The 13639-nt window shown below is 72.7% G+C and carries 11 protein-coding genes; 3 read left to right on the top strand and 8 right to left on the bottom strand.

All coding sequences use genetic code 11. From position 1 onward, the window contains the following. Nucleotides 1-8: 8 nt before the first annotated feature. The 8 genes from D7231_RS04150 to D7231_RS04115 form a co-directional block, all read right to left on the bottom strand. The gene (locus D7231_RS04150; protein WP_277875543.1) at nucleotides 9-656 is read right to left on the bottom strand and encodes a response regulator transcription factor; all 648 of its coding nucleotides are present in this window, start codon (nucleotides 654-656) and stop codon (nucleotides 9-11) included. Continuing rightward, complete coding sequence (locus D7231_RS04145) at nucleotides 653-1837, bottom strand: sensor histidine kinase (RefSeq protein ID WP_120753558.1); 1185 nt, start codon at nucleotides 1835-1837, stop codon at nucleotides 653-655. Before D7231_RS04145 ends, D7231_RS04150 begins: the two co-directional genes overlap by 4 nt. Nucleotides 1838-1950: 113 nt before the next feature. After that, on the bottom strand, nucleotides 1951-2694 hold the full coding sequence (locus tag D7231_RS04140) for an ABC transporter permease (protein ID WP_120753557.1): 744 nt from the start codon (nucleotides 2692-2694) through the stop codon (nucleotides 1951-1953). After that, entirely contained in the window at nucleotides 2691-3641 is a 951-nt protein-coding gene (locus D7231_RS04135; RefSeq protein ID WP_120753978.1) for an ABC transporter ATP-binding protein, read from the bottom strand. Before D7231_RS04135 ends, D7231_RS04140 begins: the two co-directional genes overlap by 4 nt. Nucleotides 3642-3804: 163 nt before the next feature. Then, complete coding sequence (locus D7231_RS04130; RefSeq protein ID WP_199739303.1) at nucleotides 3805-6450, bottom strand: hypothetical protein; 2646 nt, start codon at nucleotides 6448-6450, stop codon at nucleotides 3805-3807. A 231-nt stretch (nucleotides 6451-6681) separates the two neighbouring features. Further along, nucleotides 6682-7062: a DUF6113 family protein gene (locus D7231_RS04125; RefSeq protein ID WP_422396672.1), complete on the bottom strand. Its 381-nt coding sequence runs from the start codon at nucleotides 7060-7062 to the stop codon at nucleotides 6682-6684. A gap of 5 nt (nucleotides 7063-7067) precedes the next feature. Further along, entirely contained in the window at nucleotides 7068-7961 is an 894-nt protein-coding gene (gene mshB / locus D7231_RS04120) for an N-acetyl-1-D-myo-inositol-2-amino-2-deoxy-alpha-D-glucopyranoside deacetylase (RefSeq protein ID WP_120753554.1), read from the bottom strand. Between the two features lie 65 nt (nucleotides 7962-8026). Further along, a complete protein-coding gene (locus tag D7231_RS04115) occupies nucleotides 8027-8221 on the bottom strand; it encodes a hypothetical protein (protein ID WP_030366139.1) in 195 nt (64 codons plus the stop codon). A gap of 188 nt (nucleotides 8222-8409) precedes the next feature. On the opposite strand from D7231_RS04115, the gene D7231_RS04110 reads away from it, so the two are divergent. From D7231_RS04110 to D7231_RS04100, 3 genes are all read left to right on the top strand, one after another. Further along, on the top strand, nucleotides 8410-10554 hold the full coding sequence (locus tag D7231_RS04110) for a S9 family peptidase (RefSeq protein WP_120753553.1): 2145 nt from the start codon (nucleotides 8410-8412) through the stop codon (nucleotides 10552-10554). Between the two features lie 222 nt (nucleotides 10555-10776). Then, nucleotides 10777-11754: an ABC transporter permease gene (locus D7231_RS04105; protein ID WP_120753552.1), complete on the top strand. Its 978-nt coding sequence runs from the start codon at nucleotides 10777-10779 to the stop codon at nucleotides 11752-11754. 50 nt (nucleotides 11755-11804) lie between these two features. Further along, entirely contained in the window at nucleotides 11805-13637 is a 1833-nt protein-coding gene (locus D7231_RS04100) for an ABC transporter substrate-binding protein (protein ID WP_120753551.1), read from the top strand. The last annotated feature ends 2 nt before the right edge of the window (nucleotides 13638-13639 follow it).

Genomic DNA, 13639 nt, shown 5'->3' with positions numbered 1-13639 from the left:
CGGCATCCTCACAGCCAGCCCTTGTCCCTCGCGATGCGGACGGCCTCGGCGCGGTTGCGCGCGCCCGTCTTCTGGATAGCGGTCGAGAGGTAGTTGCGGACGGTGCCGTTGGAGAGGTGCAGCGCCCTGGCCAGCTCCGCGTTGGTCGAGCCGTCGGCGGAGGCGCGCAGCACCACCCGCTCGCGGTCGGTCAGCGGATTGGCGCCCTCGGCGAGGGCGGCCGCCGCGAGCGTCGGGTCGATGACGCGCTCGCCGCGCAGCACCCGGCGCAGGGCGTCCGCGAGCTGCGCCGCGGGGGCGTCCTTGACGAGGAAGGCATCCGCGCCCGACTCCATCGCCCGGCGCAGATAGCCCGGGCGGCCGAAGGTCGTGAGGATCACGACCTTGAGGGAGGGCAGCTCGCGGCGCAGCAGAGCGGCCGCGTCGAGCCCGGTCATCCCGGGCATCTCGATGTCGAGCAGTGCCACGTCCAGGTCGTGGGCACGGGCGGCGTCGAGCACCTCGTCGCCGCGGGCGACCTGGGCGACAACCTCGATGTCCCCTTCCAGCCCGAGCAGCGCCGCCAGCGCCTCCCGGACCATGGACTGGTCCTCCGCGAGAAGGACTCTGATGACGCGTCGGCCCGCGGTGTCCGCGGGGTGGTACTGGTCTGTCACAGCGACAGGGTAGGGCGCTCCGGGGCAGGGGTGCGGGAGAGGGGGACAAATGCGCGCAAGCGGAAGCCGCAGCGCGGGCCCGGGCCGGTTTCCAGGTGGCCGGCGGCCAGGGCGAGGCGCTCGGCGAGGCCCGTGAGGCCGTTGCCGTGGGTGCCCCGGGGGCCGCGGCCGTCGTCACTGACGGTCAGGCAGAGCTCGTCGCCCTCCTCGGTCAGCGCGATCTCGCAGCGGCGTGCGCCGCTGTGCCGCACCGCGTTGGTCACGGCTTCCCGGAGCGCCCAGGCCAGCGCGCCCTCTTCGTCGGGCGCGAGGTCGGGGTGGCCGGCGGCGGCGCGGGAGACGTCGGCGGCGATGCCGGCGGCCGCCAGGGCGGTGCGGGCGCCGGCGAGCTCGGCCTCCAGGGTGGGGCGGCGGAAGCCGCTGACCGCTTCCCGGACGTCCACCAGGGCCTGGCGGCTGACCCGTTCGATGTCGGCGACCTGCTGGGCCGCCTCTTCGGGCTTGCCGGGGAGCATCCGCCCGGTGAGCTCGCTCTTGAGCGTGATGAGCGACAGGGAGTGCCCGAGGAGGTCGTGGAGGTCGCGGGCGAGGCGCAGCCGCTCCTCGTTGGCGGCGAGGTGGGCGACCGTGGCGCGGGCCTCGCGCAGCGCACGGGCCGTCAGGGCCATCTGCCGCACCCCGTTCATCGCGAAGCCGCCGAGCAGCGCCGGGACGAGGAGGGCGGCGAGGTATTCGGGGGCGCCGGGCGTCAGCGCGCCGAGTCCCGCCAGTACCCCCGTGACCAGCGGAATCACGACGCGGGACAGCTTCGCCGGAAGGACCGCGCCGGCAGCGACGCAGACGTAGACGAAGAGGACGAGCCAGGCGCCCCCGAGTGTGAGGGAGAGCGCGGTCGCGAGCGCGATCAGCGCGCCGAGCGCGCCGAGCACGCGGTCGCGCTCCAGGGGCCGGGACGTGTGCCGGAAGACCAGGGCGAGGTAGGCGACGACGAAGGCCACGAGGCCCGCGCCGCCGATGACGTCGCCGGTCAGGGTGTGGTGGTCCCCGAGGACGTCCTCGACGGGAGCCGCCATGTAGGCGAACCAGATGGAGATCCAGATGAGCTTGACGGTCACCTGGCGGCGGTTCTCGGGCTCCGCGCCGATGCCGATGGTGTACGACGGGTCGTCCTGGATCTCCATGGCGGCCCGCCATGGGTTCCGGCGCCGCGGTCCTCCGGCCATGTCCTTCGCCCTGCCCTGTCTTCCGTTCCCGTCCCGTACCGCATCAGCGGCCTGCGGCCGTCGCCGGCCCGTCAGCCCTTGCGGGTGTCCTTGCGGTACAGCCAGGCTGCCATGCCGGCGAACAGCACGAGGTAGGCGATGAGGAGCGTCACCTGCTTCAGCTCGGGGGCGTGGGCCTGCTCGATGGAGCGGCCGAGCCCGGCGTAGGCGTAGGTGGGCGTCCACTCCGCGACCTTCTGGAGCCAGTGCGGGAACGTCGTGGTGGGCATCCACAGGCCGCCGAGCATCGACAGGCCGAAGTAGATGATCATCGTGATGGGGCGGACGGCGTCGCCCGTGGCGAGGTAGCCGACGGCCACGCCGAGCGCGGCGAAGACGATGCTGCCCGCCCAGATGGCGCCGATCAGCGCGAGCCACTGCCAGGCGGCGTCCATCCGGACGTCCTTGACGGCGGCGGCTATCGCGAAGACCACGAGGATCGAGGGGAGCGAGACCACGGCGGCGGAGGCGACCTTGGCGGTCACGTAGCCGCGGCCGGGCAGGGCGGTCAGGCGCAGCTGGCGCACCCAGCCCTTCTCGCGCTCCTTGGCGATCTTCTCGCTGTTGCCGACGAGGACGGCGGTGATGGCGCCGAAGGAGGCCATGGAGACCATCATCAGCAGCGGCAGGGTCAGCCCGGTGTCACCGACGATCTCGGTGTTGCTCGCGCCGCCCGCGATCATCAGATACAGGCCGGCGGGGTAGAGCACCGAGAAGAACATGAACTTCTTGTTGCGCAGGGTGCGCGCGATTTCGAGCTTGATCAGGGTGTTCACAGGGCCGCCTCCTCGGCGGTGGCAGCGTCGGTGATGGCGATGAAGGCCTGCTCCAGGCCGAGGCCCGCGACCTCCAGGTTGCGCGGGTAGAGACCGAGGCCGTAGAGGGCGTGGACGGTCGCGTCGGCGTCGTGCGACTGGATGCGCACGGTGCGGCCGGACACCTCCAGCGAGGACAGGAACGGCAGCTCGCGCAGGGCGGCCTCGCCGATGTGCCCGTCCAGGTCGAAGACGATGCGGCGGGCGCCGGCCTTCGCCTTGATCTCGGCGGCCGAGCCGTCCGCGAGGACGCGCCCGCGGTGCAGCACGATGACCCGGTCGGCGATGGCGTCGGCCTCTTCGAGGTAGTGCGTGGCGAAGAGGATCGCGCGGCCGTTCTGCGCCTGCTCGCGCATCACGCCCCAGAAGGCCTGCCGGGCCGAGACGTCCATGCCGGTGGTGGGCTCGTCCAGCACGATGAGCTCGTTGGCGCCGGCCGTCGCGAGGGCGAACCGCACGCGCTGCTCCTGGCCGCCGGAGAGCTTGCCGACCTTGCGGTCGGCTATCTCGGTCAGATCGGCGGCGGCGAGCACCTGGTCGACGGGGAAGCGGCGCGGGTGCAGATCGCAGCCGAGCTTCACTATCTCGCGGACGGTGACGTCCTCCATGAGGCCGCCGGACTGGAGCATCGCGCCGACCTTGCCCTGGGCGAGGGCCTGCTGCGGGCTGGTGCCGAACAGCTCGACCCTGCCCGCGTCGGGGTTGCGCAGGCCCAGCAGCAGGTCGAGGGTGGACGACTTGCCGGCGCCGTTGGGGCCGAGGAGGGCGACGGTCTCGCCCGGGTACAGCTGAAGGTCGAGATCCGCCACGGCGCGCACCGCACCGAAGCTCTTGCTCACGTTCTCGAAGCTGACCACGGGGGCGCCGGTGCGGCGCCCTTCCCCCGTGTACGTTCCTGTGGTGGTCATGCTGACCATGTTCCCCGGTCGGCGGGGGTCCGCGGCAGTGTCAGGCGTACGGTCCTGACCATGACAGATGTCATGGCCGGCATGACGGAAGCCATGCGGACGCGGGCAGCACGGAGCCCCCGTGCCGGTGAGGCACGGGGGCTCGGCTCGGACCGCTCGGTGATCAGCTCAGCGGGATGGTCCCCACGCGCTCGGCGGGCGTCTTGCCCATGAGCGCCTTGCGCAGGGCACCCACCACGTCCTGCGGGGTGACCTCGGTCTTGCTGCCGTTGCCGCGCTGGATCAGGACGCCCTTGAACGCCGTGCCGTACAGCTCCTTGACCGCTTCGAGGTCGTAGTTGTCGACGAGCTTGCCGCCGACCTCCTTGACGCCAAGGATCTTCGGCAGCGAGCGCTCCGGACCGAACTGGATCTTGTGGAGCGGGTCGGTCTGCACCGTGACGAGGCCGGACATCGCGGGCTGCGCGAACTCCTTCATCATCCGGTCGACCTCGGCGTTGCTCACCTTCGGCTGCTGGCTCGCGCTCGGCAGCTCGACCGGGGTCTCCTGGCCGGTGGCGGCGCGGTCCTTGTACGCCTTGGCGACGGCGGCGACGCCCTTGTCGCCGTCGATGCCCTGGTACGGCTTGCCGTAGACGGGGACGGCCTTGCCCGGCTCGAACTTGATCGTGCCTTCCTTGGCCGCGCCCGACTCGCCCGCGAGCGTCTTGAGCGCGTCCGCGATCTTCTCCTCGTCGGCGACGATCACGGGCTCGGCCGTGCGGGTGCCGCCCATGAGCGAGGGGATGACGGTCAGCGGGTTGTAGTCCCGGCCGGCCGCCTCGCGCACCGTGGCCTGGGTGTCGATGGACAGGCCCGCCACGGACGGCTTGAGCTGCGCCTCCTTGCCGCCGATGGAGACCTTGAGCGGCTTGGTCGCCCGGTCGCCGAGCGCGGAGTCGAGCTTCTGGACGGCCTCTTCCTTGGAGGAGCCGCCGATGCTGACGCCGAGGACGGTGGTGCCGTTGGGCACGTCCGCGTGGTCGAGCACCAGCCCGGCCACGTACGCGACGCCGACGAGGCCGACGACCGCGCCGCCCAGCAGCACGACCTTCGAGCGGCCCTTCTTCTTGGGCTGCGCCTTGGCGGGCGCGCTCTTCGGCGCGGCCTTCGCGGCGCCCTTGGCCGGGGCCGCGGGGCCCGCACCGGGCGCGGGCACCTTGGGCTTGGGCACGGCGATGCGCGGCGCGCCGCTGTCCACGGGCTTCCCGGCCTGCGCGGCGCCGCCCGGGGCGGGCGGCGGCACGGCGGGCACGCCGCCGCCGGCCGCGGGAGCCTTGGCCCCGCCCTTCTTGCCGCCCTTGGCACCCTTGCCGCCCTTGGGCTGCTGGGGGGCCTTGCCGGGCGCCGCCGGAGGAGCGGCCGCCGCGGCGGACTGCGCGCCGGCGGGCGGCGCGGGCACGCGGGGCACGCCTTCGTGCGGCGTGTCCGTACGGCCGAAGCCGCCCGCGGCGGGGGCGAACGGATCCGCCGCGCCCTGGCCCATGACGGGCGCGGGGAACTGCTGCGTGCTCTCCGGCTCGGTCCACTGCGCGCCGCCGCCCGCGGGCGCACCCGGCGCCGGGGGCTGCATGATGCCCATGGACCCGGTGCTCATCGGGTCCTCGGGCCAGGGCGCGCCGCCGCCCGGGGCGGGCGGCTGCGGCATCGAGCCGGTCGTCGAGGGGTCGCCCGGCCACGGCGTCGAGGCCGTGGTGGAGGGGCTGCCGGGCCAGTCGTCCACGGGCGCGCCCGGGGCGGCCGGGGCCTGGGATGCTTGCGGGCCGCCCGGCCAGTCGTCCTGGGCGCCGCGCCGCTGCGCCATGCCGCCGGCGGGTGCGCCGCTGCCGGGCACGCCGCCGGGCGCACCGGCGCCCGGAATGTCGTTCATACCCGCGTTCATACCCGCGTCCCACGGGGTCGCACCCGTGGTCGAGGAGCCGCCGGGCCAGTCGTCCTCGGCGCCGCGCCGCTGCGCCGCGCCGCCCGCCTGGGGAACGCCCGTCTGCGGGGCGGCGGCACCGTGCGTGGTGTCGCGCTGCCAGCCGTTGCCCGGGTTGGCCGGGGAGGGCTGCTGCGGCACGGAGCCGGAGCCGGTCGTCTGCGCGTCACCCGGCCACGGCGTACCGCCCATGGTCTGACCGCCGGCCGGGGCGGCGTCGCGCGGCCCGGAGTGCTGCGGGGCGCCCGCGCCGCCCGCGCCGGCGGCACCCGCCGAGCGGCGCGGCAGGTCGGCCTTGCGCCCGCCCGCCGGAGGGGGAGGCGTGGCGCCGCCGGACTTGCGGGGCGCGAACCAGTCGCTGGCCTTCTCCCCCTTGCCGCCGCCCTGCTCCGTGGAGCCGGTGCGGTCCTGGGGGTTGCGGCCGGGAGGCGTCGCCGGGGCGGGCCGGCGCGGCAGTTGTGCCTTGCGCTCGCCCGACGGCGCGCCGCCGCCCGCGGCCGCACCGCCGCGGGCCGGAGCCTGCTTGGCGGAAGCGGAAGCGGAGGCCGAAGCGGATCCGGAAGCGGAGACGGCACCCGGGGCGGCCGCGGAACCGGTGCCGGACCCGCCCGCGGAAGCGCCCTCGCCCTCGACGGGCGTGCGCATGATGACCGGCGGGATGGGCCGCGAACCGGGGATGTTGATCCGGATCCGCGTCGTCAGCGTGGTCTCGGTCTTGGGCTCTTCGGGCCTGGAGGCCGCGGCCGCACGGGCCTGGTCCTCACTGCCGTACGGAGGGGTCCCGGACGGGTAGGCGGCGCCACCGCGGCCCTGGGGCCCGGAGGACGAACTGTCAGATTCACGGCTCAAAGCAGGTTCTCCCGGTTAGCTCCGCCGCCCGTCATGACCTCGCGCGGGCGGCTCGGCGGCGCGCACCACCATACTGGGCACCGCGCACACGCACTTGACGACCGCCGGTTCACGCCGGCGGGCGGGAGCGCGCTGCGTGCTCGCGCGCCGTCGGCCCGTCACGGGACAAGTCCGGCAGATGCCGGATGACCTGTGCGCGGGCCGGACGACACTCAGGCAGAAATCGTCACGTCACTTGCCAAGTCGGACCGAAGGTCCGTCCGGTTGCGGCAGTTTCGGGACAGTGGCGCACATCACAGCCAGCGCCATCCCGCCCAGCAGGAAGACCCACGAGCTGATTCCGGCGCCGAAGAAGAAGTCGCCCTCGGGGCGGCTGGAGGTCATCAGCATGACCGCGGCGAGCCAGCCGCCGGCGGCCACGGCGCCGCCGGCACGGGTGCCCGTGGCGGTCACCGCGCCGTAGCTGAGGCCCGCGACGGCGAGCAGGGCGAGCGAGAGGCCGCCGGGGAACCAGCCGCCCTGGGTGAGCGCCCCGGCGAAGCCGGTGGCGGCGCCGAGGACGAAGAGGCCGAGGTACGCGGCGAGGCGCGCGGCGCTTATGGGCGTGGTCATGCCGCTCATGCTTCCACCCCGGCGAACAGGTCGTCCTCGCGCGGGCCGGCGGCCCGGCCGCGGACCAGCTTGTAGTACTCGTCGGTGAGGATCGGCTGCCCCAGGTCGTTGGAGAGCGCGAAGAACGGGCCGTCCACGGCGATCTGTGTGGCGTGGGCGCGCATCGCCGCGGCCTTGGCCTCGGCGTGGCCGGCGGTCGGGACGGCGGCGGTGACCTCGTCGTCGGGGACGACGCCCGGGACGTCGGCCGCGGAGGCGACGCCCGGGAAGGAGACCTCGCGGCCCGCGGCGCGCAGCCGCGCGAAGCCCTCCTCGATGACCGACAGGGGCACGCAGTTCCAGTAGACCTTCGCGATCTCGTGGGGGTCGCCGAGGTCGCGGCGGAAGGCCGGCTCGCCGGCGAGCTCGGCGGCGCGCATGGCGACGCGGTGCGCCTGGATGTGGTCGGGGTGGCCGTAGCCGCCGTCCGGGTCGTAGGTGACGAGCACCTGGGGGCGCACCTCGCGAATCACCTCAACGAGGGACGCGGCGGCCTCGTCGACGTCGGCGCGCCAGAAGCACTCGGGGCGGTCGTTCTGCGGGGCGCCCATCATCCCCGAGTCGCGGTAGCGGCCCGGGCCGCCGAGGAGGCGGTGGTCGGTGACGCCGAGCTCCTTCATGGCGGCGGCCAGCTCCCCGGCGCGGTAGGGGCCCAGGCGGTCGTCCCGGTCGGCGGCGAGGTGGGCCAGCTCCGGCGGGATCACCTCGCCCTCTTCGCCGAGTGTGCAGGTCACGAGCGTGACGTGGGCCCCCTCGGCCGCGTACTTGGCCATGGTCGCGCCGTTGTTGATGGATTCGTCGTCCGGGTGCGCGTGCACCAGGAGGAGCCGGCGGCCCGGCAGGACGGAGCTGTCGGTCATGGGAGAAGCCTACGAGTCCTGCGGGCCCGGCGGAGCCCCGCCCGCGGGACCCGGGGCGCACACCCTCAGAACTTGATGTTGCTGATCACATCGGTGGCGCTCTTGGTCACCTGGTGGATCGTCGGCCCGAGTGACGAGCTCGCCAGATAGAAGCCCAGCAGGACGCAGACCGCGGCGTGGCCGGCCTTCAACCCGGACTTCCGGCACAGCATGAAGACGACGATCGCCAGCAGCACCACCGCCGAAATCGAGAGTGCCACGGCGGTTCACCTCCAGATACGCGCGGTTGAGACGCATGAGACGGATGACGGTTGACGGATGACACGCGGGACTTATCGGCTATGCGTCCGTGATCATAACTTTCCGGAGCGTGACCCAGCACTGGGTGCATGGGGGCAATTCCGGGGCGCACGGCGGATTCTCGCCGCTCCGCCGTAGGCTCGGCGCCATGACCAGACAAGTCTCGTTCCCGCGACAGTACGCCCGTACGCAGCGGTTCTCGCTCGGCGCGCCGCGTGCGTTCACCGTGTCACCTGACGGAACCCGTGTCGTCTTCCTTCGCTCCCGTTCGGGGACCGATCGCACGGGTGTCCTGTGGGTCCTCGACCCCGCCGCCGGACGGGAGTTCCCGGCGGCCGACCCGGCCGTCCTGCTGTCGGGCGCCGCCGAGGAGCTGTCGGCCGAGGAGCGGGCCCGCCGCGAGCGGCTGCGCGAGGGTTCCGCGGGCGTCGTCGCGTACGCCGTGGACAGCGCGGCGGAGTTGGCGGCGTTCGCGCTCTCGGGACGGCTCTTCGTGGCGGAGCTGCGCGGCGGCACCGCCCGTGAACTGGCGGTTCCCGGCCCCGTGGTCGACCCGCGGCCCTCCCCCGACGGCCGCCGGGTGGCCTATGTCGCGGGCGGCGCGCTGCGGGTGGCCGACGTGGAGCCGGCGGCCGGCGCGGCGGCGGGGGAGACCGCCGACCGGGCCCTGGCCGAGCCCGGCGGGCCGTCCGTGACCTGGGGTCTCGCCGACTTCATCGCGGCCGAGGAGATGCACCGCCACCGCGGCTTCTGGTGGGCGCCGGACGGGGAGTCGCTGCTGGCCGCGCGGGTGGACGAGACGCCCGTGCAGCGCTGGTGGATCGCCGACCCCGCCAACCCGGGCCGGCAGCCGGCCGAGGTGGCCTACCCGGCGGCGGGCACCCCGAACGCCGAGGTCACGCTGGCCCTGCTGGGTCTGGACGGCAGCCGCACGGACGTCCGGTGGGACCGCGAGCGCTACCCCTACCTCGCGCAGGCGCACTGGTCGGCGGGCGGTCCGCCGCTGCTGCTGGTGCAGTCGCGCGACCAGCGGCGGCAGGCGTATCTGTCCGTGGACACCGGGACCGGTGCCACGAGCGTGCTCCATGAAGAGGACGACGCAAAGTGGCTTGAATTGTTCCCCGGCGTTCCCGCCTGGACGCCGGACGGGCGTCTGGTGCGCATCGCCGACGAGGACGGCGCCCGGGTCCTGGTGGTGGGCGACCGGAAGCTGACCGACGGCCGCCTGCACGTGCGCGCCGTGCTCGACGTGGGCGACGCCGACGTGCTGGTCTCCGCCTCCGCCGGGCCGGACGCGACCGCTCCGGAAACCGGGGAGGCGCACGTCTACCGGGTCGGCGAGCAGGGCGCCGAGCGCGTCTCGCAGGAGCGCGGCTGGCACTCGGCCGTGCGCTCGGGGGCGGTCTCGGTCCTGGTGTCGGCGGTACCGGAGCGCGCCGGGGCCGCCGCCCGGGTCCTGCGCGACGGCGCGGAGGCGGCGGTCGTGACGTCGTACGCGGAAGCGCCGGTGCTCACCTCGCGCGCACGGCTCACCGAGGCGGGCGCGCGCCGGATCCCGTGCGCCGTCGTCCTGCCGACGGGCTACCAGGAAGGCGACGGCCCGCTTCCGGTGCTCATGGACCCCTACGGCGGACCGCACGGCCCGCGCGTGGTGGCCGGGCACAACGCCCACCTGACCTCGCAGTGGTTCGCCGACCAGGGCTTCGCCGTGGTCGTCGCCGACGGCCGCGGCACCCCGCACCGCTCCCCCGCCTGGGAGAAGGCGATCCACCACGACTTCGCGGGCGCCACCCTGGACGACCAGGTCGAGGCCCTCCAGGCGCTGGCCGGGGAGTTCCCGCTGGATCTGGGCCGCGTCGGCATCCGCGGCTGGTCCTACGGCGGCTACCTCGCGGCGCTGGCCGTGCTGCGCCGCCCGGACGTCTTCCACGCGGGCGTGGCGGGCGCCCCGGTGACCGACTGGCGGCTGTACGACACGCACTACACCGAGCGCTACCTCGGCCACCCCGAGGAGCACCCGAAGGTGTACGACCGCAACTCGCTGGTCACCGAGGAGGGGCTGGCGGAGACGGCCGGCGAGGTCCGCCCGCTGATGATCGTCCACGGCCTGGCCGACGACAACGTGGTCGCGGCGCACACCCTGCGGCTGTCGTCAGCGCTCCTCGCGGCGGGCCGGCCGCACGAGGTGCTGCCGCTGTCGGGCGTGACGCACATGACCCCGCAGGAGCAGGTCGCGGAGAACCTCCTGCTGCTCCAGGTCGACTTCCTGAAGCGGTCCCTCGGGATGAAGTGACGCTCCATAGCTGAACCCCGCGCGCGGCGTGCTCGACTCCCTGTCAAGCACGCCGCGTCGTCGATCCGCTCATCCTTCGTTCAAAGAAGTGCGCTCCCCCGCGCGCTGTTGCGCAGCCCTCTTGACCGGACCGCGGCTCCGTTGTCAGAGTCCGCTCAACCCTCCGCGCGGGAACGGCATCCGCGAGGGATCGACACGACGACAGTGCGGGGGATCGAAGCGATGACGAGTCCTTCCCCGGCCCCGGTGGCACCAGCGGGGCCGGCCGGCAGATCACCCGGACAGCTGATGTGGCGGCGCTTCAAACGCGACCGTCCGGGTGTCGTATCGGCTTACGTGGTGACGTTCTTCTTCCTCGTCGCCCTGGCGGCGCCGCTCATCTCGAAGGTCTACGGAAAGAACCCGACGCAGACGTACGGGCTGGACGAGCCGGGCCTGCTCAACGAGTACGGCTATCCGGTCAAGCCCAACGGGGGGATCTCCGGGAGCTTCTGGTTCGGTCTCGAACCCACCCTCGGCCGGGACGTCCTGACACAGCTCGTCTACGGAATCCGTACCTCGCTGCTCATCGCCGCGGCGGCAACCGTCCTGTGTGTTCTGACGGGTGTGCTCATCGGGGTGACGGCCGGCTATCTCGGTGGCCGGACCGATTATCTGCTCGGACGCTTCATCGATCTGCTGCTGGCCTTCCCGAGCCAGCTGTCGTTCATCGCCTTCACTCCGGTCGTCTACTCCCTCTTCGTGAGCCCGGAGAAGGAGACGCCCACCTATCTGCGGGTCGTGACGCTCATTCTGGTGCTGTGGGTGCTGGGCTGGATGGGGCTGGCGCGGCTGCTGCGCGGGCAGGTGCTGAGCCTGCGGGAGCGGGAGTTCGTCGAGGCGGCGAAGGTCACGGGCGCCTCGCCCTGGCGGATCATCAGCAAGGAGCTGCTGCCGAACCTCTGGACGCCGATTCTGGTGCAGTCCACGCTGATGCTCCCGAGCTTCGTGACGATCGAGGCCGGGCTGTCCTTCATCGGCGTCGGCATCGTGGAGCCGACGCCCGACTGGGGCCGGATGTTCGCCAACGGCGCCCACTACTACGAGAGCGACATCACCTACATCTTCTTCCCCGGCCTCGCCATGATCGTTTTCGTGGTCGCCTTCAACCTGCTCGGGGACTCGGTCCGGGACGCCTTCGACCCGCGGACCGGACGCTGAGGACGTGCACGCAAGAACCGGCTAGCGACGGACAGGCAGGTGCATCGATCATGAAGCCCACGGCGCGATCCCCCAGAAGCACACGGTCCCGCAGGAGCAGACTCCGGCTCGCCTCCTCCACCACCGCCGCCCTCGCGGCCGGCGCCCTGGTCCTCTCCGCGTGCAGCAGCGGAGGCGGCGGGGGCGGAGGCGGGGACAAGAGCGAGGGCCCCGGCTCGGACAAGAACACCTCCGCCAACTACTCGATCGGCACCAAGGACGACTCGGCCGGGCCCGCCCCCGAAGTGCCGGGCGCGAAGAAGGGCGGCACGGTCGGCGTCCTCCAGCGCGACGCCTTCCTGCACCTGGACCCCGGGCAGATCTACTACAGCGACATGCTCGCCGACCAGATGCTCTACAACCGCACGCTCACCTCGTACAAGGTGGACGACAAGGGCCGCGTCAAGGTCGTCGGCGACCTCGCGACCGACGCGGGCACCGCCTCCGACGGCGGGAAGACCTGGAAGTTCACCCTCAAGGACGGGCTGAAGTTCGAGGACGGCTCGCCGATCACGGCCAAGGACGTGCGCTGGGGCGTCGAGCGGCTCTACGCGTCCTTCGAGACCGACGGCCCGCTGTACGTCCCCCAGTGGCTCTCCGGCGACGGCGCCGACTTCCGCAAGGCGCTGCCCGACGGCCCGTACAAGGGCGCCCACCTGTCGGCGTCCGTGCTCGACACCCCGGACGACAAGACGATCGTCTTCCACTTCCGTCAGCCGCACGCCGACACGCCGTTCGCGACCGCCATGCCCAACATCGGCCCCGTCAAGGCCGAGAAGGACACCCAGCGCAAGTACGACAACGCCCCCGTCTCCTCCGGCCCGTACAAGGTCGGCGACTACAAGGTCGGAAAATCCCTCACTCTCGTCCGCAACGAGAACTGGGACGCCAAGACCGACCCGATCCGGCACCAGTACGCCGACCGGTTCGAGATCAGCTTCGGCCACCAGTACGCGGACTCCACCCGGCGCTTCCTCGCCGACCAGGGCGCCGACAAGAACACCCTGTCGTTCACCAACGCCGTCGCCCCGGAGATGACCGAGAAGGTCCTCGGCCAGGCCGACACCAAGGCGCGCCGCTTCGTGGAGATCCAGCCGTACGTGGACTACATCAGCTTCAACATGGACCGGCTCAAGGACGTCAACGTCCGCAAGGCCCTCGCGTACGCGATGCCCAACGGGCAGATCCTCCAGCAGATGGGCGGCGCCACCGCCGGGGTGCTCGCCACCAACTACCTCTCCCCCGCCATGGACGGCTACAAGCCGACCGACCCGTTCGGGAAGAAGGCCAAGCCGGCCGGCGACCCCGACAAGGCCCGCGAGCTGCTCAAGCAGGCCGGCAAGGAGGGCCAGGAGATCGTCTACGCGTACCCCAACACCGACCTCCAGCAGAAGGTCTCCGTGGTCGTCACCCAGGCCCTGGAGCGGGCCGGCTTCAAGGTGCAGAAGAAGGAAATCGACGCCAACACCTGGCGGACCGCGATCGCCGAGGTCAAGAACAAATTCGACATCTACCGCACCTCGTGGGGCGCGGACTGGCCCGTCTCCTCGACCGTCGTGCCCCCGCTGTTCGACGGCCGGCAGATCGCCGACGGCGCCCAGAACTACGGCCACCTCAACAACCCCGCCGTCAACGCCGCGATCGACCGCATCAGCGCCGTCCCGGACGTGAAGAAGGCCGCCCCCGAGTGGCAGCAGCTCGCCGACAAGATCTTCACCGAGGACGTGCCGGGCGTGCCGACCTTCTACAACACCCAGTTCTCCCTGTGGGGCTCGAACCTGGGCGGCATCCGCTACCAGCCGGTCTACGGGACGGTCGACCCGACCGGCGTCTACGTGAAGTAGCC

It is taken from the genome of Streptomyces klenkii (assembly GCF_003626645.1).
GTDB classification, from domain to species: Bacteria; Actinomycetota; Actinomycetes; order Streptomycetales; family Streptomycetaceae; genus Streptomyces; species Streptomyces klenkii.
The sequence above is the reverse complement of the archived record's forward strand: the minus strand, read 5'-3'. Positions and strand labels throughout refer to the sequence as shown.